The organism is Streptomyces pathocidini, from assembly GCF_001418495.1.
Classification (GTDB): Bacteria; Actinomycetota; Actinomycetes; order Streptomycetales; family Streptomycetaceae; genus Streptomyces; species Streptomyces pathocidini.
In genome coordinates this window covers 1-19,381 of sequence record NZ_LIQY01000202.1, presented here as the reverse complement: position 1 = coordinate 19,381, position 19,381 = coordinate 1, and the positions used below count along the sequence as shown (strand labels likewise).

Annotated in this window: 15 protein-coding genes; 9 read left to right on the top strand and 6 right to left on the bottom strand. The window is 72.3% G+C overall.

All coding sequences use genetic code 11. The annotated features are described in order from the left end of the window. Nucleotides 1-93 precede the first annotated feature (93 nt). Together AOK16_RS11665 and AOK16_RS11660 are read left to right on the top strand one after the other, a co-directional pair. Entirely contained in the window at nucleotides 94-471 is a 378-nt protein-coding gene (locus tag AOK16_RS11665; RefSeq protein ID WP_055472187.1) for an ArsR/SmtB family transcription factor, read from the top strand. Next, nucleotides 468-950 (top strand): SRPBCC family protein, encoded by a 483-nt coding sequence (locus AOK16_RS11660; protein ID WP_055472186.1) that lies wholly within the window; start codon nucleotides 468-470, stop codon nucleotides 948-950. Before AOK16_RS11665 ends, AOK16_RS11660 begins: the two co-directional genes overlap by 4 nt. Before the next feature lie 102 nt (nucleotides 951-1,052). On the opposite strand, the gene AOK16_RS11655 is transcribed toward AOK16_RS11660, so the two are convergent. Beyond that, nucleotides 1,053-5,006 (bottom strand): ABC transporter ATP-binding protein, encoded by a 3,954-nt coding sequence (locus tag AOK16_RS11655; protein ID WP_055472185.1) that lies wholly within the window; start codon nucleotides 5,004-5,006, stop codon nucleotides 1,053-1,055. A gap of 142 nt (nucleotides 5,007-5,148) precedes the next feature. Beyond that, nucleotides 5,149-6,117, bottom strand: a complete 969-nt coding sequence (gene speB / locus AOK16_RS11650) for an agmatinase (RefSeq protein WP_055472184.1) — start codon at nucleotides 6,115-6,117, stop codon at nucleotides 5,149-5,151. A gap of 191 nt (nucleotides 6,118-6,308) precedes the next feature. Between speB and AOK16_RS11645 the strand changes: the two genes are divergently transcribed. Continuing rightward, the gene (locus AOK16_RS11645) at nucleotides 6,309-7,109 is read left to right on the top strand and encodes a phosphatase (protein ID WP_055472183.1); all 801 of its coding nucleotides are present in this window, start codon (nucleotides 6,309-6,311) and stop codon (nucleotides 7,107-7,109) included. A 109-nt stretch (nucleotides 7,110-7,218) separates the two neighbouring features. Here the strand turns inward: AOK16_RS11645 and AOK16_RS11640 are convergent, their stop codons facing one another. From AOK16_RS11640 to AOK16_RS11630, 3 genes are all read right to left on the bottom strand, one after another. Beyond that, nucleotides 7,219-8,100, bottom strand: a complete 882-nt coding sequence (locus tag AOK16_RS11640; RefSeq protein WP_398718804.1) for an acyl-CoA thioesterase — start codon at nucleotides 8,098-8,100, stop codon at nucleotides 7,219-7,221. A 5-nt stretch (nucleotides 8,101-8,105) separates the two neighbouring features. Further along, nucleotides 8,106-9,263 (bottom strand): acyl-CoA dehydrogenase family protein, encoded by a 1,158-nt coding sequence (locus AOK16_RS11635; RefSeq protein ID WP_055472182.1) that lies wholly within the window; start codon nucleotides 9,261-9,263, stop codon nucleotides 8,106-8,108. 104 nt (nucleotides 9,264-9,367) lie between these two features. Further along, entirely contained in the window at nucleotides 9,368-9,994 is a 627-nt protein-coding gene (locus AOK16_RS11630) for an SACE_7040 family transcriptional regulator (protein WP_055472181.1), read from the bottom strand. Nucleotides 9,995-10,127: 133 nt separating this feature from the next. Between AOK16_RS11630 and AOK16_RS11625 the strand changes: the two genes are divergently transcribed. From AOK16_RS11625 to glmS, 6 genes are all read left to right on the top strand, one after another. Next, nucleotides 10,128-11,759 (top strand): carboxyl transferase domain-containing protein, encoded by a 1,632-nt coding sequence (locus AOK16_RS11625; protein ID WP_055472189.1) that lies wholly within the window; start codon nucleotides 10,128-10,130, stop codon nucleotides 11,757-11,759. An 86-nt stretch (nucleotides 11,760-11,845) separates the two neighbouring features. Further along, nucleotides 11,846-14,104, top strand: coding sequence for an ATP-binding protein (locus tag AOK16_RS11620; protein ID WP_055472180.1), 2,259 nt, complete (start codon nucleotides 11,846-11,848; stop codon nucleotides 14,102-14,104). Beyond that, the gene (locus tag AOK16_RS11615) at nucleotides 14,104-15,054 is read left to right on the top strand and encodes a hydroxymethylglutaryl-CoA lyase (protein WP_055472179.1); all 951 of its coding nucleotides are present in this window, start codon (nucleotides 14,104-14,106) and stop codon (nucleotides 15,052-15,054) included. Before AOK16_RS11620 ends, AOK16_RS11615 begins: the two co-directional genes overlap by 1 nt. Nucleotides 15,055-15,059: 5 nt before the next feature. Then, the gene (locus tag AOK16_RS11610; protein WP_055472188.1) at nucleotides 15,060-16,226 is read left to right on the top strand and encodes an acyl-CoA dehydrogenase family protein; all 1,167 of its coding nucleotides are present in this window, start codon (nucleotides 15,060-15,062) and stop codon (nucleotides 16,224-16,226) included. Between the two features lie 297 nt (nucleotides 16,227-16,523). Continuing rightward, the gene (locus tag AOK16_RS11605; RefSeq protein WP_055472178.1) at nucleotides 16,524-16,799 is read left to right on the top strand and encodes a hypothetical protein; all 276 of its coding nucleotides are present in this window, start codon (nucleotides 16,524-16,526) and stop codon (nucleotides 16,797-16,799) included. Between the two features lie 96 nt (nucleotides 16,800-16,895). Further along, nucleotides 16,896-18,716, top strand: coding sequence for a glutamine--fructose-6-phosphate transaminase (isomerizing) (gene glmS, locus AOK16_RS11600; protein ID WP_055472177.1), 1,821 nt, complete (start codon nucleotides 16,896-16,898; stop codon nucleotides 18,714-18,716). A 63-nt stretch (nucleotides 18,717-18,779) separates the two neighbouring features. Here glmS and AOK16_RS11595 read toward each other — a convergent pair whose 3' ends face one another. Continuing rightward, nucleotides 18,780-19,304 carry a universal stress protein gene (locus AOK16_RS11595; protein WP_055472176.1) on the bottom strand — a complete coding sequence of 175 codons (525 nt, stop codon included), beginning with the start codon at nucleotides 19,302-19,304 and terminating at the stop codon, nucleotides 18,780-18,782. Nucleotides 19,305-19,381: the final 77 nt, after the last annotated feature.

The following is a 19,381-nucleotide window of genomic DNA, read 5'->3' as shown; positions in this document are numbered from 1 at the left end:
GCCCCCAACCTCCCGCCCAACCGACCGCTCGTCATGATCCAGATGACAGGTAGGAAATCTCCTACCTATAGTGGGGGTGTGACTTCGACAGGCATGCCTCGGATCGAGGCGACCGGAGAACGGGCACCTGAGGACCAGGTGTTCGCCGCGCTGGCCAGCCCCGTGCGGCGCGAAGTTCTACGGCTGCTCCGCGAGGAGGGGCCGCAACCCGTACAGCAGTTGGCGGACCACTTCGCCATGCGCCGCCCGAGCCTTTCGGAGCACCTGAAGGTGCTCCGGGAGTCAGGTCTGGTGAGCGAGCGGAAGGCCGGGCGGCAGCGGTTCTACCGCCTGGAGGCCGGTCCGCTGAGCGATCTGCGGGACTGGCTCAGCCCCTACGAGCGGTTCTGGCGTGAGCGCATGGCCGGCCTGCGGGACCTGCTGGACGAGATGGACGACACCGGCAACGAGACGGAACGGAAAGACCGATGACCGACGACGCGCTGAACACCCCGCAGGGGGACGAGGATCCGACCGTGGTCCACGTCGACCAGTTCCTGGCCCATCCGCCCACCACGGTGTGGCGGGCGCTGACCGAACCGGACCTGCTCGCCCAGTGGATGATGCCCGGCGACTTCCGCCTGGAGGTCGGACACCGCTACACCATGGAGGCCGTTCCGGTCCCCGCGACCAACTTCTCGGGCACCGTCCAGGCGGAGGTGCTCGCCTATGAGCCGGAGCGGATGCTCCGGCTCAGCTGGGCGGACGCCTACCCGGAGCGCGGCAACGACATGGTCTCGACGGTCACCTGGACCCTGGAGCCGGAGGGCCGGGGCACCCGGCTGTTCCTGGTCCAGAAGGGCTTCGAGGCCGGCAACGAACTGCACCAGCGGGCCCGCAGGATCATGGGCGGCGGCTGGAAGTCGCACGTCATCGCGGCGTTGGAGCGGTTCCTGGACAAGACGGACTGAGGCTCTCACGGACCACCGGGGCTCTCGCGGACCGGACCGGACCGGTCCTTCCGGGCGCGTGGCGCAGTGACGTTTCGGCGGTCACCGCGCCGCGCGCCCGCCTCACGCCGCCGCGGCCTCCGGCTCGCCGACGAACGTGCGCCACAGCTTCGCGTACTGCCCGCCGGCGGCGAGGAGTTCGGCGTGCGTGCCGTCCTCGACGACCCGGCCGCGGTCCATCACGACCACCCGGTCGGCGCGGGCCGCGGTCGTCAGCCGGTGGGCGACCACCAGCGTCGTACGCCGCCCCGCCAGCCGGTCCGTGGCCTGGTTGACCAGGCCCTCGGTGGCGAGGTCGAGGGCCGCGGTGGCCTCGTCCAGGAGCAGGATGTCCGGGTCGACCAGCTCGGCGCGGGCCAGGGCGATCAACTGCCGCTGCCCGGCGGAGAGGTTGCGGCCGCGCTCGGCGACCTCGTGCAGATAGCCGCCGTCCAGCGACGCCACCATCGCGTGCGCGCCGACCGCCCGCGCTGCCGCCTCCACCTCGGCGTCGGTGGCGCCGGGGCGGCCGTACGCGATGGCGTCGCGGACGGTGCCCGGGAAGAGGTAGGCCTCCTGAGGAACGACGCCCAGCCGGTGCCGGTAGCCGGTCAGGTCCAGCTCCCGTACGTCGGTGCCGTCCACGCGGACGGCGCCCCGCGTCGGGTCGTAGAACCGGGCGACGAGCTTGACGAGGGTCGACTTGCCCGCGCCGGTCTCGCCCACGAACGCGACCCGCTGGCCCGCCGGGATGTGCAGGTCGATCCCGGACAGGGCCTCCGTGCCCGGTTTCGTGCCCGCGTCCGCGTCCAGGGCCTGGGCAGCGGCGCCGTAGCGGAAGTGGACGCCGTCGAAGGTCACGGCGCCGCGCAACGACCGCACCGCACGCGGGCGTTCGGCCGGGGCGGTCGTCGTCGGCTCCCGCAGCAGCTCCTGGATGCGGCCCAGCGACACGGTCGCCTGCTGGTAGCCGTCGAAGACCTGGGACAGCTGCTGCACGGGCGCGAAGAGCAGGTCGATGTAGAGCAGGTACGCCACGAGCGCACCCGCCGTCAGCGTCCCCTCCCCGACCCGGCCCGCACCCACGATCAGCACCAGCGCGGCGGCGACGGAGGACAGCAACTGGACGAACGGGAAGTAGACCGAGATCAGCCACTGGCCGCGCACCCGCGCGCTGCGGTACGCGTCGCTGCGCTCGGCGAACCGCTCGGCCCCGCTGCGCTCGCGCCGGAACGCCTGCACGATCCGCAACCCGGCCACGCTCTCCTGGAGGTCGGCGTTGACCGCGCTGATGCGCTCCCGCGCCAGCTCGTAGGCCTGGACGCTGCGGCGCCGGAAGAAGACCGTCCCCACGGCGAGGACCGGCAGGGTCGCGAAGACGACCAGCGCCAGACCGGCGTCCAGGGCGATGAGCGCGACCAGGATGCCGAAGAAGGTCAGCAGCGAGACGAGGGCGGTGACCAGGCCGGTCTGGAGGAAGGTGGACAGCGCGTCCACGTCCGTGGTCATCCGGGTCATGATGCGGCCGGTCAACTCGCGCTCGTAGAAGTCGAGTCCGAGCCGCTGGAGCTGCGCGAAGATCTTGACGCGGAGGGCATAGAGGACCCGCTCGCCGGTGCGGCCGGTCATCCGGATCTCCCCGGTCTGGGCCGCCCACTGGCCCAGGACGACGAGCAGGGCGAATGCGGAGGCTGTCCAGACCGCGCCCAGGGCGAGCTTCTGGACTCCGTCGTCGATGCCGTTGCGGATCAGGATCGGCAGCAGGAGCCCGGCGATCGCGTCCACGGAGACGAGCAGCAGGCTGATCAGCAGCGGCCGGCCGAAGCCGCGCAGCAACTGCCGCAGTCCGTAGGACTGCTCGGGCCGGGCCGCCCGGGCCTCGTCCACGTCGGGGGCGTCCGTCGCGGGCGGCAGCGCGGCGACCTGGGCGAGCAGCTCCGGCGTGGCGGGCATGCCCGCAAGCGCCGCGCCGATACCGGGGCCGGCGGCCGGGGCAGCCGTCCCGCTCTTGGGGGCGACGATGTCGGCGTCGGCGCTGGAGGCGGTGGAGCCGGTGCGCGGCTTCCGGCCGGAGGCGTCCAGCCCCCACAGTTCGGGCGTGACCTGGTCGGCCACGCGGCGGCGCGCGTTGACCGGCTCGTAGTCGATCTCGGCCTCGTACTCGATGTCGGCGTCCAGGACCCGGCCGCAGGCATCGAAGGCCCGCTCGTCGAAGGCCTGCTCGTCGAGGTCGCCTTCGCCGTCGCCCTGGGCGAGGGCCGCGACCGGGTCGCGCTCCACGTCGCCCAGTTCGTCGGGGTCCGTCAGCAGCCTGCGGTAGAGCGGGCAGCGCTCCTGGAGCTCCTCATGGGTGCCGATGTCCGCCAGCCGTCCGCCGTCCAGGACCGCGATCCGGTCGGCGAGGGTCAGCGTGGAGCGGCGGTGGGCGATCAGCAGGGTCGTGCGGCCCGCCATGACGCCGCGCAGCGCCTCGTGGATCTCGTGCTCCACGCGCGCGTCGACCGCGGAGGTCGCGTCGTCCAGGAGCAGCAGGCGCGGGTCGGAGAGGATCGCCCGGGCCAGGGCGATGCGCTGGCGCTGGCCGCCGGAGAGGGTCAGGCCCTGCTCGCCCACCGTGGTGTCGTAGCCGTCCGGGAGCCGGGAGACGAAGCCGTCGGCCTGGGCGGCGCGCGCGGCGGCCCGGATCTGCTCGTCGGTGGCGTCCGGCATCCCGTACGCGATGTTGGCGCGGACGGTGTCCGAGAACAGGAAGCTGTCCTCGGGGACGAGCCCGATGGCGGCACGCAGGGAGCCCAGGGTCAGGTCCCGTACGTCGTGCCCGCCGACCCTTACGGCGCCGCCCGTCACGTCGTAGAACCGCGGCAGCAGCAGGGACACCGTGGACTTGCCGCTGCCGGAGGTGCCGACGACGGCGACGGTCTCGCCGGGTTCGAGGCGCAGCGAGAAGCCGTCCAGGACCGGGCGGTCCTCGTCGTAGCCGAAGGCCACGGCGTCGAACTCGACGGTCGCCGGGGCGTCGGCGGGCAGCTCGTGCGCGTCCGGCCGCTCCTTGATGACGGGCTCGGTGTCGATGAGTTCGAGGACCCGCTCCACACCCGCACGGGCCTGCTGCCCGACGGTGAGGACCATGGTCAGCATGCGGACCGGGCCGACCAGTTGGGCGAGGTAGGTGGAGAAGGCGACGAAGGTGCCGAGCGTGATCTGGCCGCGGGTGGCCATCCAGCCGCCGAGCGCGAGCATCGCGACCTGCCCGAGGGCGGGCACGGCCTGGAGGGCCGGGGTGTAGCGGGAGTTGAGGCGCACGGTCCGCAGCCGTCCGGCGAACAGCCGCCGGCCGACCTCGCGGAGCTTGCCGGTCTCCTGCTCCTCCTGGCCGAAGCCCTTGACCACGCGCACGCCGGTCACGGCCCCGTCCACCACGCCCGCCACGGCGGCGGCCTGCCCCTGGGCGTACCAGGTGGCGGGGAACAGGCGCTTGCGGCTGCGCAGCGCGATGATCCACAGGGCGGGGGCGACGGCCAGCGCGACGACCGTCAGCAGCGGTGAGAGCCAGGCCATGACGGCCAGCGAGATGAGGAACAGCAGCACGTTGCCGATCATCATCGGCAGCATGAAGAGCAGGCCTTGGATGAGCTGGAGGTCGCTGGTGGCGCGGCCGACGACCTGGCCGGTGCTGAGCTCGTCCTGACGTCTGCCGTCCAGCCTCCCGATCGACCGGAACATTTCGGTCCGCAGGTCGTGCTGGACGTCGAGGGCGAGCCGGCCGCCGTAGTAGCGCCGGACGAACGTCAGGGCGTAGACGACGACCGCGGCGAGGACCAGGAGCGCCGCCCAGGGCGCGAGGTCGCGGGTCCTGGCGACCACCACGTCGTCGATGATCAGCCGTGTGACCAGCGGTACGAGTGCCATGACGGCCATGCCGAGGAGGGAGGAGCCGAGGGCGAGCAGGACGTGGCGCCGGTACCGCCAGGCGTACCCGGTCAACCGTCGCGCCCAGCCCGCCTGCCGCTCGCTCCCGCCGTCACTGCTCGTACCCACCACTGGCCTCCGTCGCCCCCGTGTTCCGCTCCCATGGCGCCCCGGGTATCCGCGGCGCCACGAATCAAGAACGTCCGGGCACACCGGTTTTGTTTCGGCGGTGCGTACGCAATATGTCGCGCCGGGCGGTCGGGCCGAGGACCTAGGCCTTCGCGGCCCGGATCTGGCGGGACATGATCGTGGTGAGTTCGTACGCGGTGTGGGAGGCGGCCACGGAGGTGATCTCGGCGTGGTCGTAGGCCGGGGCGACCTCGACGACGTCGGCCGAGACCAGGTTGCAGGAGGCCAGCCCGCGCAGGATCTCCAGCAGCTCGCGGGAGGTCAGGCCGCCCGCCTCGGGAGTGCCGGTGCCGGGGGCGTGCGCCGGGTCCAGCACGTCGATGTCGATCGAGATGTACAGCGGCCGGTCGCCGATGCGCTGGCGCAGCTGGTCCGCCACCTCGTCCACGCCGCGCCGCATGACGTCGGCGGAGGTGACGATGCCGAAGCCCATCTTCTCGTCGTCGTCGAGGTCCTTCTTGCCGTAGAGCGGGCCGCGCGTGCCGACGTGGGAGAGGGCCTCGGTGTCGAGGATGCCCTCCTCGACGGCCCGGCGGAACGGCGTGCCATGGGTGTACTCGGCACCGAAGTAGGTGTCCCAGGTGTCCAGGTGCGCGTCGAAGTGCAGCAGCGCGACGGGGCCGTGCTTCTTGGCCATCGAGCGCAGCAGCGGCAGGGCGATGGTGTGGTCGCCGCCGAGGGTCATCAGGCGGGCCCCGGTGGCGAGCAGGTCGTCTGCCGCGGCCTCGATCGTCTCGACGGCCTCGTTGATGTCGAACGGGTTCGCGGCGATGTCGCCGGCGTCCGCGACCTGCGCCAGCGCGAAGGGCGAGGCGTCCTGGGCCGGGTTGTAGGGCCGCAGCAGGCGGGAGGCCTCGCGGATCGCGTTGCCCCCGAAGCGCGCGCCCGGCCGGTAGGAGACACCGGCGTCGAAGGGCACGCCGACCACCGCGACGTCCGCGGTACCGACCTCGTCGAGCCGGGGCAGCCGCGCGAAGGTCGCGGGCCCCGCGTAGCGCGGGATGCGGGACGAGTCGACGGGACCGACGGGTTCACGGGGCGCGGTGCTCATGCGGCTTGCCTCTCGGTACGAGGTCGGGGACAGGACGTACGCGGTCCCCGCGCGCGTGGGCACGGGCGGACGGGCATACGGATTCGAGAGTAGGCAGGGGCGCGCCTTCCGCACATGTACGTTTCCTGGAGGCCGGGCCCCTGATTTGGACACCACGTCCATCAGGAGCCGGATCACGCCACAATGAGGCCATGCCGATACCCAGCCCCGCCCCCGGCCGAACGGCCCTCATCGACCACCTGGTGCGCACGCGTATCGCGGGCGACGTCGCCACTCCCCGCGACAACAACCTCTCCCACTACCGCAAGCTCGCGGCCGGCGACCGCCATTTCTGGCTCGGTCTGGAGCTGGGCGACCGGTGGACGGACGAGGCGGACGTGCTTGCCGTGATGGCGGAGCGGTGCGGGGTCGTCGCGGACCCGGCCCACCGGACCGGCCACGACACCATCGACCCGCGGCTGACCGTGGACGCCCTGGACCGGATGGCGACGGTGCTGCGGAAGGCGGCCGAGGGCCGGCAGCGGGTGCTGTTCGCGACCGGGCACCCGGGCGGGCTGCTGGACGTGCACCGGTCCGTCGCGGCGGCGCTGCGGGCCGCGGGCTGCGAGATCGTGGTGGTCCCGGCGGGGCTGGGGGCCGAGGACGGGGCCGTCGTCCAGTTCTGCGACGTCGCCGTCCTGGAGCGGGGCGCGACGCTGTGGCACACCCACTCCCCCGAGCCGATGGCCGCGGTCCTGGACGGGCTGGCCCGGGAGGGCCGCCCGCTGCCGGACCTGGTGGTGGCCGACCACGGCTGGGCGGGGCGCGCGGGGCAGCGCGGCATCGACGCGGTGGGGTTCGCGGACTGCAACGACCCGGCGCTGTTCATCGGCGAGGCCGAGGGCACGGTGGCCGTCGCGGTCCCGCTGGACGACCACGTGGTGGACCCGCGCTACTACGACCCGCTCACCGCATACGTGATCGCGGCGGCGGGTCTGACGGCGCGGCCTTAGGGACGGGTTCCGGGGCTCGGTCCGGGGCCACGCGCGCGTGGCGGCGGATTCAGGTCCTGCGGATTCGGGTCCTGGGGATTCGGGTCCTGGGGATTCGGGCGGCGCGGATTCAGGTCCTGGGGACCCGGATCACGCCCTCCTGGATGACGGAGATCGCCAGCTGCCCGTCCGCCGTGTAGATCCGCGCCTGGCCCAGTCCCCTTCCGCCGGAGGCGGAGGGGGACTCCTGGTCGTACAGCAGCCACTCGTCGGCGCGGAACGGCCGGTGGAACCACATGGCGTGGTCCAGGCTGGCGCCGACCACGTCCCCGATGGCCCAGCCGCCCCGGCCATGGGCCAGGAGCACCGAGTCGAGCAGCGTCATGTCGGAGACGTACGTGGCCAGGCACACGTGCAGCAGCGGGTCGTCCGCGAGCTTGCCGGCCGTGCGGAACCAGACCTGGGAGCGGGGCTCGCGCGGCCCCTTCCCCGCCGTGACATAAGGCGGCGGTTCCACGTACCGCAGGTCGACCGCGGCCCGCGCCTCCAGGATCCGGTCCACCACACCCGGGTCCCGGAAGAGGTGGGCGTGCCGGGGCAGCATCTCCTCGGCCGTGGGCAGGGTTTCGGGGTCGGGCGCGTCCGGCATCGGCGCCTGGTGCTCCAGACCCTCTTCGAAGGTCTGGAAGGACGCGGAGAGGTGGAAGACCGGCTGCCCGTGCTGGACGGCGACCACACGGCGGGTGGTGAAGGACCGGCCGTCGCGGATGCGGTCGACGGTGTAGACGATCGGCGCGCCGGGGTCCCCGGGCCGCAGGAAGTACGCGTGCAGGGAGTGCGCCGTCCGGTCCTCGGGGACGGTGCGCCCGGCCGCCACCAGGGCCTGGGCGGCCACCTGGCCGCCGAAGACGCGGGGGATGACGGCGGGCCTGCTGGCGCCGCGGAAGATGTCCTCCTCGATCCGCTCGAGGTCGAGCAGATCTAGGAGCGACTGCAGTGGCCGGTCGTTCAAGGGGTTCAGAGACCCATCGACTTGGCGATGATGGTCTTCATGACCTCGCTGGTGCCGCCGTAGATGCGGTTGACGCGGTTGTCCGCGTACAGGCGGGCGATGGGGTACTCCATCATGTAGCCGTAACCGCCGTGCAGCTGGAGGCACTTGTCGATGACGCGGGCGGCGACCTCGGTGCAGAACAGCTTCGCGGAGGCGGCGTCGGCGGCGGTCAGCTCGCCCGCGTCGTGGGCGTCCAGGGCCCGGTCGACCACGGCCTGGGCGGCGTCCACCTCGGCCTTGCAGGCGGCCAGTTCGAACTTGGTGTTCTGGAACGAGGCAACGGTCGTGCCGAAGACCGTGCGCTCCTGGACGTACTCCTGGGTGAAGCGGATCGCGGCGGCGGCCTGCGCGTAGGCGCCGACGGCGATGGCCAGCCGCTCCTGGGGCAGGTTCTGGCCGAGGTAGGAGAAGCCCTTGCCCTCCTCTCCGAGGAGGTCCTCGACGGGCACCTTGACGTCGGTGAAGGAGAGTTCGGCGGTGTCGGAGGTCTTCAGGCCCAGCTTCTCCAGCTTGCGGCCGACCGCGTAGCCCTCGCTCCCGGCGTCCACGACGAACAGGGATATGCCGGCGCGGCGGTCCTCGGGGGTGGACTGGGCGGTGCGGGCGCAGACGATGACGCGGTCGGCGTGGACCCCGCCGGTGATGAAGGTCTTGGCGCCGTTGAGGACGTAGTGCGTGCCGTCCTCGGAGAGCCTGGCGGTGGTCTTCATCCCCGCCAGGTCGGAGCCGGTGCCGGGCTCGGTCATGGCGATGGCGGTCATCATGGCGCCGGAGGCGAAGTCCGGGAGCCAGCGCTTCTTCTGCTCCTCGGTGGCGTAGGCCAGGAGGTACGGCAGGCACAGGCCGGTGTGCACGCCACTGCCGCCGAAACTGACGCCCGCGCGGGCGGCCTCTTCGGTGATGACGGCCTGGAACTTGAAGCTGGTCTCGCCCGCGCCGCCGTACTCCTCGGGCACCTCGATACCGAAGACGCCCAGCTCACCGAGGGTGTAGTAGAACTCGCGCGGGGCCTGGCCGGCCTCCAGCCACTGGTCGTACACGGGCACGACCTCCGAGGCGATGAAGGCGCGGATGGTCTCCCGGAACGCCTCGTGGTCCTCGTTGAACACCGTGCGCCGCATCCGCGCGCCCTCCTCGTACTGTCGCCTGCCCCGCCGTCTAAGCGCTTGCTCAGCGAAAGTTACCCGGGGTCACCACTTCTGTCCAGACCCGGACTACCGCATTCCTACCGCCCGGAGTCGGCCGCGGCGGCGAAGGCCCCACGCGCCAGGCGGTGCAGCAGAGCGGCGGTGGCCGCGCGGCCGGGAAGCGAACCGGGACGGCCCAGGTGGGGGGTGGAGTTCAGCAGGCCGAAGACGGCGTGGACGGAGGCCCGGGCCTCGCTCTCGACCAGCCCCGGATAGGCCTCGCGGACGACGCCGACCCACAACTCCACGTACTGCCGCTGGAGTTGGCGTACAAGCTTGCGGTCGCTGTCGCGGAGCCGGTCCAGCTCGCGGTCGTGGAGGGTGATCAGCGGGCGGTCGTCGAGCGCGAAGTCGATGTGGCCCTCGATGAGCGAGTCGAGCACGGCGCCGGGCGGCCCTGGGATCTCCTTCACGCGGCGCTTGCCACCGGTGAGCAGCCGGCCGCTGATGCCGACCAGCAGTTCGGCGAGCATCGCGTCCTTGCCCGCGAAGTGGCGGTAGAGGCCGGGGCCGCTGATGCCCACGGCGGCGCCTATCTCGTCGACGCCGACGCCGTGGAAGCCGCGCTCGGCGAACAGGCGGGCGGCCTCGCGCAGGATCTGGTCGCGGCGGTTGCGGCCCGGCGGCCTGGCGGCATTGGTGGCGGCGTTGGCGTCGGTGCTCATGGGAATTCATTCTAGACAGCAGCGTTAGCGCTCGTTAACCTGGAGGCGTGCGTTAACGGTCACTAACGTCGCGATGGGCGCGGCGGGGCGGCCGTCGACCGGACAGATCGACCGGGCAAGGGGGCTCGAGGAGATGCAGCAGGCACCAGTGCTGGCCGGCGCGGCCGAGCCGGCGTCCGGCGCCTGGCGCGCCAACGAGGCGGCGCACCGCGAACTCGCCGCGCGGCTGCGCGAGCGGCTCGCGGCGGCGCGGCTGGGCGGCGGCGAGCGGGCCCGCGCCCGGCACACCGCGCGCGGCAAGCTGCTGCCCCGGGACCGGGTGGACACCCTCCTCGACCCCGGTTCGCCGTTCCTGGAGCTCGCTCCGCTGGCGGCCGAGGGGCTGTACGGGGGGCAGGCCCCGGCGGCGGGCGTGATCGCGGGCATCGGGCGGGTCTCGGGCCGCGAGGTGGTGGTCGTCGCCAACGACGCCACGGTCAAGGGCGGCACGTACTACCCGATGACGGTGAAGAAGCACCTGCGCGCCCAGGAGGTGGCGCTGGAGAACCGGCTCCCCTGCCTGTACCTGGTGGACTCCGGCGGCGCCTTCCTGCCCATGCAGGACGAGGTCTTCCCCGACCGGGAGCACTTCGGCCGGATCTTCTACAACCAGGCCCGGATGTCGGGCGCGGGCATCCCGCAGATCGCGGCGGTGCTGGGTTCCTGCACGGCGGGCGGCGCCTATGTGCCGGCGATGAGCGACGAGGCCGTCATCGTCCGCGGGCAGGGCACGATCTTCCTGGGCGGGCCGCCGCTGGTGAAGGCGGCGACCGGCGAGGTGGTGACGGCCGAGGAGCTGGGCGGCGGCGAGGTGCACTCGCGCACCTCCGGGGTGACCGACCACCTCGCGGAGGACGACGCGCACGCGCTGCGGATCGTCCGTAACATCGTCTCCACCCTGCCGGAGCGCGGTCCGCTGCCCTGGGCGGTCGAGCCCGCCGAGGAGCCGGTCCACGACCCGGCGGGTCTCTACGGCGCGGTGCCGGCGGATTCCCGGACGCCGTACGACGTGCGCGAGGTGATCGCCCGGCTCGTGGACGGGTCCCGGTTCTCGGAGTTCAAGGCCGAGTTCGGCACGACGCTGGTGACGGGCTTCGCCCGGATCCACGGCCACCCGGTGGGGATCGTCGCCAACAACGGGATCCTGTTCTCCGAATCGGCCCAGAAGGGCGCGCACTTCATCGAATTGTGCGACCAGCGCGGCATCCCGCTGCTGTTCCTGCAGAACATCTCGGGCTTCATGGTGGGCCGCAGCTACGAGGCCGGCGGCATCGCCAAGCACGGCGCCAAGATGGTGACGGCCGTGGCCTGCACGCGCGTACCGAAACTGACCGTCGTCATCGGCGGCTCGTACGGCGCGGGCAACTACTCGATGTGCGGACGGGCCTACTCCCCCCGCTTCCTGTGGATGTGGCCCAACGCCAAGATCTCGGTCATGGGCGGGGAGCAGGCCGCCTCGGTGCTCGCGACCGTCAAGCGCGACCAGTTGGAGGCACGGGGCGAGGAGTGGAACGCGGATGACGAGGAGGCGTTCCGGGCCCCGATCCGCGAGCAGTACGAGGCGCAGGGCAACGCGTACTACGCCACGGCGCGGCTGTGGGACGACGGCGTGATCGACCCGCTGGAGACCCGGACAGTGCTGGGGCTCGCGCTCACCGCGTGCGCGAACGCGCCGCTGCCCGAGAAGGATCCCGCGGCGCCCGGCTACGGCGTCTTCCGGATGTGAGGGGGATGACTTCGATGGCTCCGATGACTCCAACGGCCTCGAGCGCTTCGGCGGCCTCAATGGTCTCAACGGCCCCTGAGGCCGCGATGTTCGACACGGTTCTGGTCGCCAACCGCGGGGAGATCGCGGTCCGGGTGATCCGCACGCTCCGGAGGATGGGCGTCCGCTCGGTCGCCGTCTTCAGCGACCCCGACGCCGAGGCCCGGCACGTCCGGGAGGCGGACACGGCGGTGCGGATCGGTCCGGCGGCCGCGGCGGAGAGCTATCTGTCGGTGGACCGGCTTCTGGAGGCGGCGGCCCGCACCGGCGCCCAGGCGGTGCACCCGGGCTACGGCTTCCTCGCCGAGAACGCCGCGTTCGCGCGGGCGTGCGCGGACGCCGGGCTGGTCTTCATCGGGCCGCCGGCCGCGGCGATCGACCTCATGGGCGACAAGATCCGCGCCAAGGAGACGGTGCGAGCGGCCGGGGTCCCGGTGGTTCCCGGCTCCTCGGGCAGCGAGCTGTCCGACGGCGAACTCGCCGACGCGGCGCGGGAGATCGGGCTGCCGGTGCTCCTGAAGCCCTCGGCGGGCGGCGGCGGCAAGGGCATGCGGCTGGTGCGGACCGAGGCGCTGCTGACCGAGGAGATCGCGGCCGCCCGGCGCGAGGCGCGCGGCTCGTTCGGGGACGACACCCTGCTGGTGGAGCGGTGGATCGACCGCCCCCGCCATATCGAGATCCAGGTGCTGGCCGACGGATACGGGCACGCGATCCACCTGGGCGAGCGCGAGTGCTCCCTCCAGCGCCGCCACCAGAAGATCATCGAGGAGGCGCCCTCCCCGCTCCTGGATCCGGACACGCGCACGTCCATGGGCGAGGCGGCGGTGCAGGCGGCCCGCTCCTGCGGGTACGCGGGCGCGGGCACGGTGGAGTTCATCGTGCCCGGCGACGACCCGGCGCACTACTACTTCATGGAGATGAACACCCGCCTCCAGGTGGAGCACCCGGTCACCGAGCTCGTCACGGGCCTGGACCTGGTCGAGTGGCAGATCCGTGTCGCGGCGGGCGGGCAACTGCCGTACGAGCAGGGGGACATCGCGTTCTCCGGGCACGCGGTGGAGGCGCGGGTCTGCGCCGAGACGGCCCGGGTGTCGGGGGCGGACCCCGGCTCCGGAGCGGAGGCCCGGGTGGACTTCCTGCCCTCGGCGGGCACCGTGCGGGCGCTGCGCGAGCCGGAGGGCGAGGGCGTCCGGGTCGACTCCGGGCTGTCGGCGGGCACGGAGGTCGGCACCTCGTACGACCCGATGCTCGCAAAGGTGATCGCCCACGGCCCGGACCGCGCCACCGCGCTGCGGCGGCTGCGGGCGGCGCTGGCCGACACGGCGGTCCTGGGCGTGGACACCAACGCCGGGTTCCTGCGGCGGCTGCTGGCCCATCCGGCCGTGGTGTCGGGCGACCTGGACACGGGCCTGGTCGACCGGAACGCGGTCGCGCTCGTCCCGCGGGAGGTCCCGGCCGAGGTCTACGCGACGGCGGCCCTGCTCCGGCAGGCCGCCCTGGCGCCAGGTGGCCTCCGGCCAGGATCCGGCGGTCCACGGGCGTCGGCGGCGGGCGGCTCCGCTCCCCTCGGCCATGCTCCTGGACCGGAAGCCTCCGGTCCGGCCGCATACGGACCCGCCGCGTACGGACCGGCCGGCGCGGCGGTCTCCGCGCGGGTGGGGTCCAGCACGCGGCCGGGAGGTTCCCCGGCCCAGGGCTGGGCCAACCCCTTCGCCTTCCCCACCGGGTGGCGGCTCGGCGGTGAGGCGGCGTGGACGGTCCACCATCTGCGGGTGCCGGGGCACGAACCGGTGGCCGTAGGCGTCCGGGGCACCGCCGCTGACGCGGAGGTGCGCGTCGGCGACGCGGAGCCCGTCCGCACCCGACTCGACACCGTCGACTCCGCCCCCGGCTCCGCGCCGGACGGCGCCCCCGCGCGCGTGCTGCTCGAATGGGACGGCGTCACCCGCGCGTTCGCCGCCGCCCCCGGCCCGGAGGGCACCTGGCTCGGCCGGGACGGCGACGCCTGGCACGTACGGGACCACGACCCCGTCGAGGCGGCGCTGCGAGAGGCCGCACGGCCGCACGGCGTGGACGCGCTGACCGCGCCCATGCCCGGCACCGTGACCGTCGTGAAGGCCGCCGTGGGCGACGAAGTCGCCGCCGGGCAGAGCCTGCTGGTGGTCGAGGCGATGAAGATGGAGCACGTCATCTCCGCCCCGCACGCGGGCACGGTCGCCGAACTGGACGTGATGCCCGGCAGCACGGTCGCCATGGACCAGGTGCTGGCGGTCGTCGCCCCGTACGAGACCCGGGAGGAGGCGTGATGGCCGAGGGACTGCCCATGCGGATGCCCGCCGAGGGGCTGCCGCCGAGGATCCGCATCCATGAAGTGGGGCCCCGGGACGGGCTGCAGAACGAGAAGGCGGTCGTGCCCGTCGAGGTCAAGGCCGAGTTCGTCCGGCGGCTGGCCCGGGCCGGGCTGACCACCATCGAGGCGACCAGCTTCGTCAGCCCCGAGTGGGTGCCCCAACTCGCCGACGCCGCCGAGCTGATGCCGATGCTGGCGGACGTACCGGCCCGGCTGCCCGTGCTCGTGCCGAACGAGCGCGGGCTCGACCGGGCGCTCGCCCTGGGCGTCCGCGAGATCGCGGTCTTCGCCAGCGCCACCGAGTCGTTCGCCAAGGCCAACCTCAACCGCACGGTGGACGAGTCCCTGGCCATGTTCGCCCCGGTGGTCGCCAAGGCACGGGCGGCGGACGTGCGGGTGCGCGGCTATCTGTCGATGTGCTTCGGCGACCCCTGGGAGGGCGCCGTGCCCGTCGCCCAGGTCGTACGGGTCTGCCGGGCCCTGAAGGACATGGGCTGCCAGGAGTTGAGCCTGGGCGACACCATCGGTGTGGCCACGCCAGGTCACGTCATGGAGCTGCTGTCCGCGCTCGACGGGAGCGGGATCCGCACCGGCGAGCTCGCCGTCCACTTCCACGACACCTACGGCCAGGCACTCGCCAACACCCTCGCCGCCCTCCAGCACGGCGTCACCACCGTCGACGCCTCCGCCGGCGGCCTCGGCGGGTGCCCGTACGCGAAGAGCGCCACCGGAAACCTCGCGACCGAGGACCTCGTCTGGATGCTGCACGGCCTCGGCATCGAGACCGGGGTCGATCTCGGCCGTCTCACCGCCACCAGCGAGTGGATGGCCGTCCACCTGGGCCGACCCAGCCCGTCCCGGACCGTCCGTGCCCTGTCGGGCATCACCTCCCACCAGGAGCAGTGACCGCCATGTCGATCGACCACCGCCTCTCCCCCGAGCACGAGGAACTCCGCCGTACGGTCGAGGAGTTCGCGCACGACGCCGTGGCACCCAAGATCGGGGAGTTCTACGAGAACCACGAGTTCCCCTACGAGATCGTCCGCGAGATGGGGAGGATGGGCCTGTTCGGGCTGCCCTTCCCCGAGGAGTACGGCGGGATGGGCGGCGACTACCTCGCCCTCGGCCTGGCCCTGGAGGAGCTGGCCCGGGTCGACTCCTCGGTGGCCATCACCCTGGAAGCCGGGGTCTCGCTGGGCGCGATGCCGGTGTTCCGCTTCGGCACCGAGGAGCAGAAGCAGGAGTGGCTGCCCCGGATGTGCTCCGGGGAGATCCTGGGCGCGTTCGGCCTGACCGAGCCCGAGTGCGGCTCGGACGCGGGCGGTACGCGCACCACGGCCCGCCTCGACGAGGCCACCGGCGAGTGGGTGATCAACGGCACCAAGTGCTTCATCACCAACTCCGGCACGGACATCACGGGCCTGGTCACGGTCACGGCCGTCACCGGCCGCAAGGCGGACGGCGGGCCCGAGATCTCCTCGATCATCGTGCCGTCCGGCACGCCCGGCTTCACCGTGGCCGCCCCGTACTCCAAGGTCGGCTGGAACGCGTCCGACACCCGTGAACTGTCCTTCTCCGACTGCCGGGTCCCGGCCGCCAACCTGCTCGGCGAGGAGGGCCGGGGCTACGCCCAGTTCCTGCGGATCCTCGACGAGGGCCGAATCGCGATCTCCGCGCTGGCCACCGGGCTCGCCCAGGGCTGCGTGGACGAATCGGTGGCCTACGCCAGGACGCGGCAGGCGTTCGGGCGGCCGATCGGCGCGAACCAGGCCATCCAGTTCAAGCTGGCCGACATGGAGATGCGCGCCCACACGGCGCGGCTGGCCTGGCGCGACGCCGCCTCGCGGCTGGTGAGCGGCGAGCCCTTCAAGAAGGAGGCGGCGCTCGCCAAGCTGTACTCCTCGGAGATCGCCGTGACCAACGCGCGCGAGGCCACGCAGATCCACGGGGGCTACGGCTTCATGAACGAGTACCCGGTGGCCCGCATGTGGCGCGACTCCAAGATCCTCGAAATCGGCGAGGGTACGAGCGAGGTGCAGCGCATGCTGATCGCCCGCGAGTTGGGGCTCTCGGACTGAGCCACCCCATGGCCACCGCGCCGGAGAGGTGCGGACCGGATCATTCCTGCGGCCCGCACCTCCCGCGCCTCAAGGCCCGGCCTCCGGCCTTGTCCTCAAGCCCCCCAGAGTCCGTCCGAAACGGTCCCTTCGACGAGGCGGATGGAGCGCGACCGAGCGGTCACCGTGAGTACCGCGCGCCCCACCCCGGGTCAAGGCGTGCCCCCATCGCCGCCCCAATCGGCCAGACAGCCCACCTCTTGCCCGATTCCGGGCAGAATTCTTGCGAAACGCTCCGCGACAGCGCAGTATCAACGGGTGCTCGATCGCCCCGCGTCCCATGACGACCTCGTCGACCACCTGGTCCGCTCCACGCCGCTCCCGCGCGGCGAGGCCGCCCGGGTGGTGCTGGACGTGCTGGCGTACTTCGACGAGACGACGGAGGAGTTCGTCCGCCGCCGCCACCGCGAGCTGCAGTCCCAGGGGCTGACCAACGCGGACATCTTCGAGCGGATCATCTACGAGCTGCCGCGCCGGGCCGTCGCCCCACCCCAGCTCTCCCTGCGGCAGCTGCGTCGCATCGTCTACGGCTGAGCCGACCGCGGCCGAGTCGACCGAGCCCTCCTTGAGCTGAACCGAACTTCCGAATCAAACCTCTGAACCGAAAAGAACGCCGAAGGGACAGGACCTATGTGCGGGATCGTTGGATATATCGGGAAAAGGGATGTCGCCCCCCTGCTCCTGGAGGGCCTCCAGCGCCTGGAGTACCGCGGCTACGACTCCGCCGGCATCGCCATTCACAGCAAAGCCGGAGGCGGGGGCCTGAAGACCGCCAAGGCCAAGGGACGCGTCCGCGAGCTGGAGAGCCTGCTCCCCAAGCGCTTCGCCGGCAACACCGGCATCGCCCACACCCGCTGGGCCACCCACGGCGCGCCCAACGACGTCAACGCCCACCCCCACCTGGACGCCGAGGGCAAGGTCGCGGTCGTCCACAACGGGATCATCGACAATGCCGACGAGCTGCGCGCCAAACTGGCCGCCGACGGCGTCGAGTTCGCCTCCGACACCGACACCGAGATCCTCGCCCATCTGATCGGCCGCTCCCAGGCCGAGAAGCTGGAGGAGAAGGTCCGCCAAGCGCTGCGCCTGATCGAGGGCACGTACGGCATCGCCGTACTGCACGCCGACTTCCCCGACCGGATCGTCGTCGCCCGCAACGGCTCGCCGGTCGTCCTGGGCATCGGCGAGCGGGAGATGTTCGTCTCCTCCGACGTGGCCGCCCTGGTCAGCCACACGCGCCAGGTCGTCACCCTGGACGACGGCGAGATGGCCACCCTCAAGGCCGACGACTACCGCACCTACACCACCGAGGGCAGCCGCACCTCCGCCGCCCCGACGACCGTGGAGTGGGAGGCCGAGTCGTACGACATGGGCGGCCACGACACGTACATGCACAAGGAGATCAGCGAGCAGGCCGACGCCGTGGACCGGGTGCTGCGCGGCCGGATCGACGACCGCTTCTCCACCGTGCACCTGGGCGGGCTGAACCTGGACGCGCGGGAGGCGCGCGGGGTGCGTCGGGTGAAGATCCTCGGCTGCGGCTCGGCGTACCACGCGGGCCAGATCGGCGCCCAGCTGATCGAGGAGCTGGCGCGGATCCCCGCCGACGCGGAGCCCGCGAGCGAGTTCCGCTACCGCAACGCGGTGGTGGACCCGGACACCCTCTACATCGCGGTCAGCCAGTCCGGGGAGACCTACGACACCCTGGCCGCCGTCCAGGAGTTGAAGCGCAAGGGCGCGCGGGTGCTGGGCGTGGTCAACGTCGTGGGCAGCGCGATCGCCCGCGAGACGGACGGCGGGGTGTACGTGCACGCGGGCCCGGAGGTCTGCGTGGTGTCCACCAAGTGCTTCACCAACACCGCGGTCGCCTTCGCGCTGCTGGCCCTCCATTTGGGCCGGATCCGCGACCTGTCCGTGGCGGACGGCAAGCGGATCATCGCGGGCCTGCGGAAGCTGCCGGAGCAGATCGCCGAGGTCCTGCGCGGCGAGGAGGACATCAGGAAACTGGCGGCGGAGTACGCGGACGCCAAGAGCATGATGTTCGTCGGCCGGGTGCGGGGCTACCCGGTCGCCCGCGAGGCCTCGCTGAAGCTCAAGGAGGTCTCCTACGTGCACGCCGAGGCGTACCCCGCCTCGGAGTTGAAGCACGGGCCGCTGGCGCTGATCGAGCCGGCCGTACCGACCGTGGCGATCGTCCCGGACGACGACCTGCTGGAGAAGAACCGCGCGACGCTGGAGGAGATCAAGGCCCGCAGCGGCCGGATCCTGGCCGTGGCGCACCAGGAGCAGGACAAGGCGGACCACACGATCGTGGTGCCGAAGAACGAGGTCGAGCTGGACCCGATCCTGATGGGTGTTCCGCTCCAACTCCTCGCCTACCACTCGGCGCTGGCGCTGGGCCGGGACATCGACAAGCCGCGGAACCTGGCCAAGTCGGTGACGGTGGAGTAGTCCGCAGCCCTCTTCCGGGCCTCAGTCGGAGCCTCGGAAGGGCCTGAGAGCCCCCGAGGGCTCTCAGGGGACGACGATGACCGGTCGCTGGGCGCGCTTGGCGAGGCGCCCGGCGACCGAGCCGAAGATGCGGCCCACCAGGCCGTGCGTGGAGCCGACCACGATCGCGTCGGCCGAGTACTCGCGGCCGACCTCCTCCAGCTCGTGGCAGATGTCGCCGCCGCGCTCGACGAGGATCCAGGGGACCTCGGAAAGGTAGTCGGCGCAGGCGAGTTCGAGGCCGAGGACCTCGGTGCGGTGGTCCGGGACGTCGACGAAGACCGGCGGCTCGCAACCCGCCCACACGGTGGTGGGCAGCCGGTTGGCCACGTGCACGATGATCAGGCCGGACCGTGAACGCCGGGCCATGCCGATGGCGTAGGCCAGGGCGCGCTCGCTCGAGGTGGATCCGTCGAAGCCGACGACGACCCCGTGCAGGAACGCCGGGTCGCAAGGATGGCGTGACTCTTCCGCCGCTTCGAGGTTCGCTGGGGGCGTGTCGGCGACCTGCTTGCGGTCCGCGGGTTCGGGGAATTCGTGACCGGCCATCGATGTCTCGGCGAAGGAAGTCCTCTGGGAGGAAACGGCGGTTTGGCGGAGCGGGTCGGGGGATCGGGGGTCAGAGC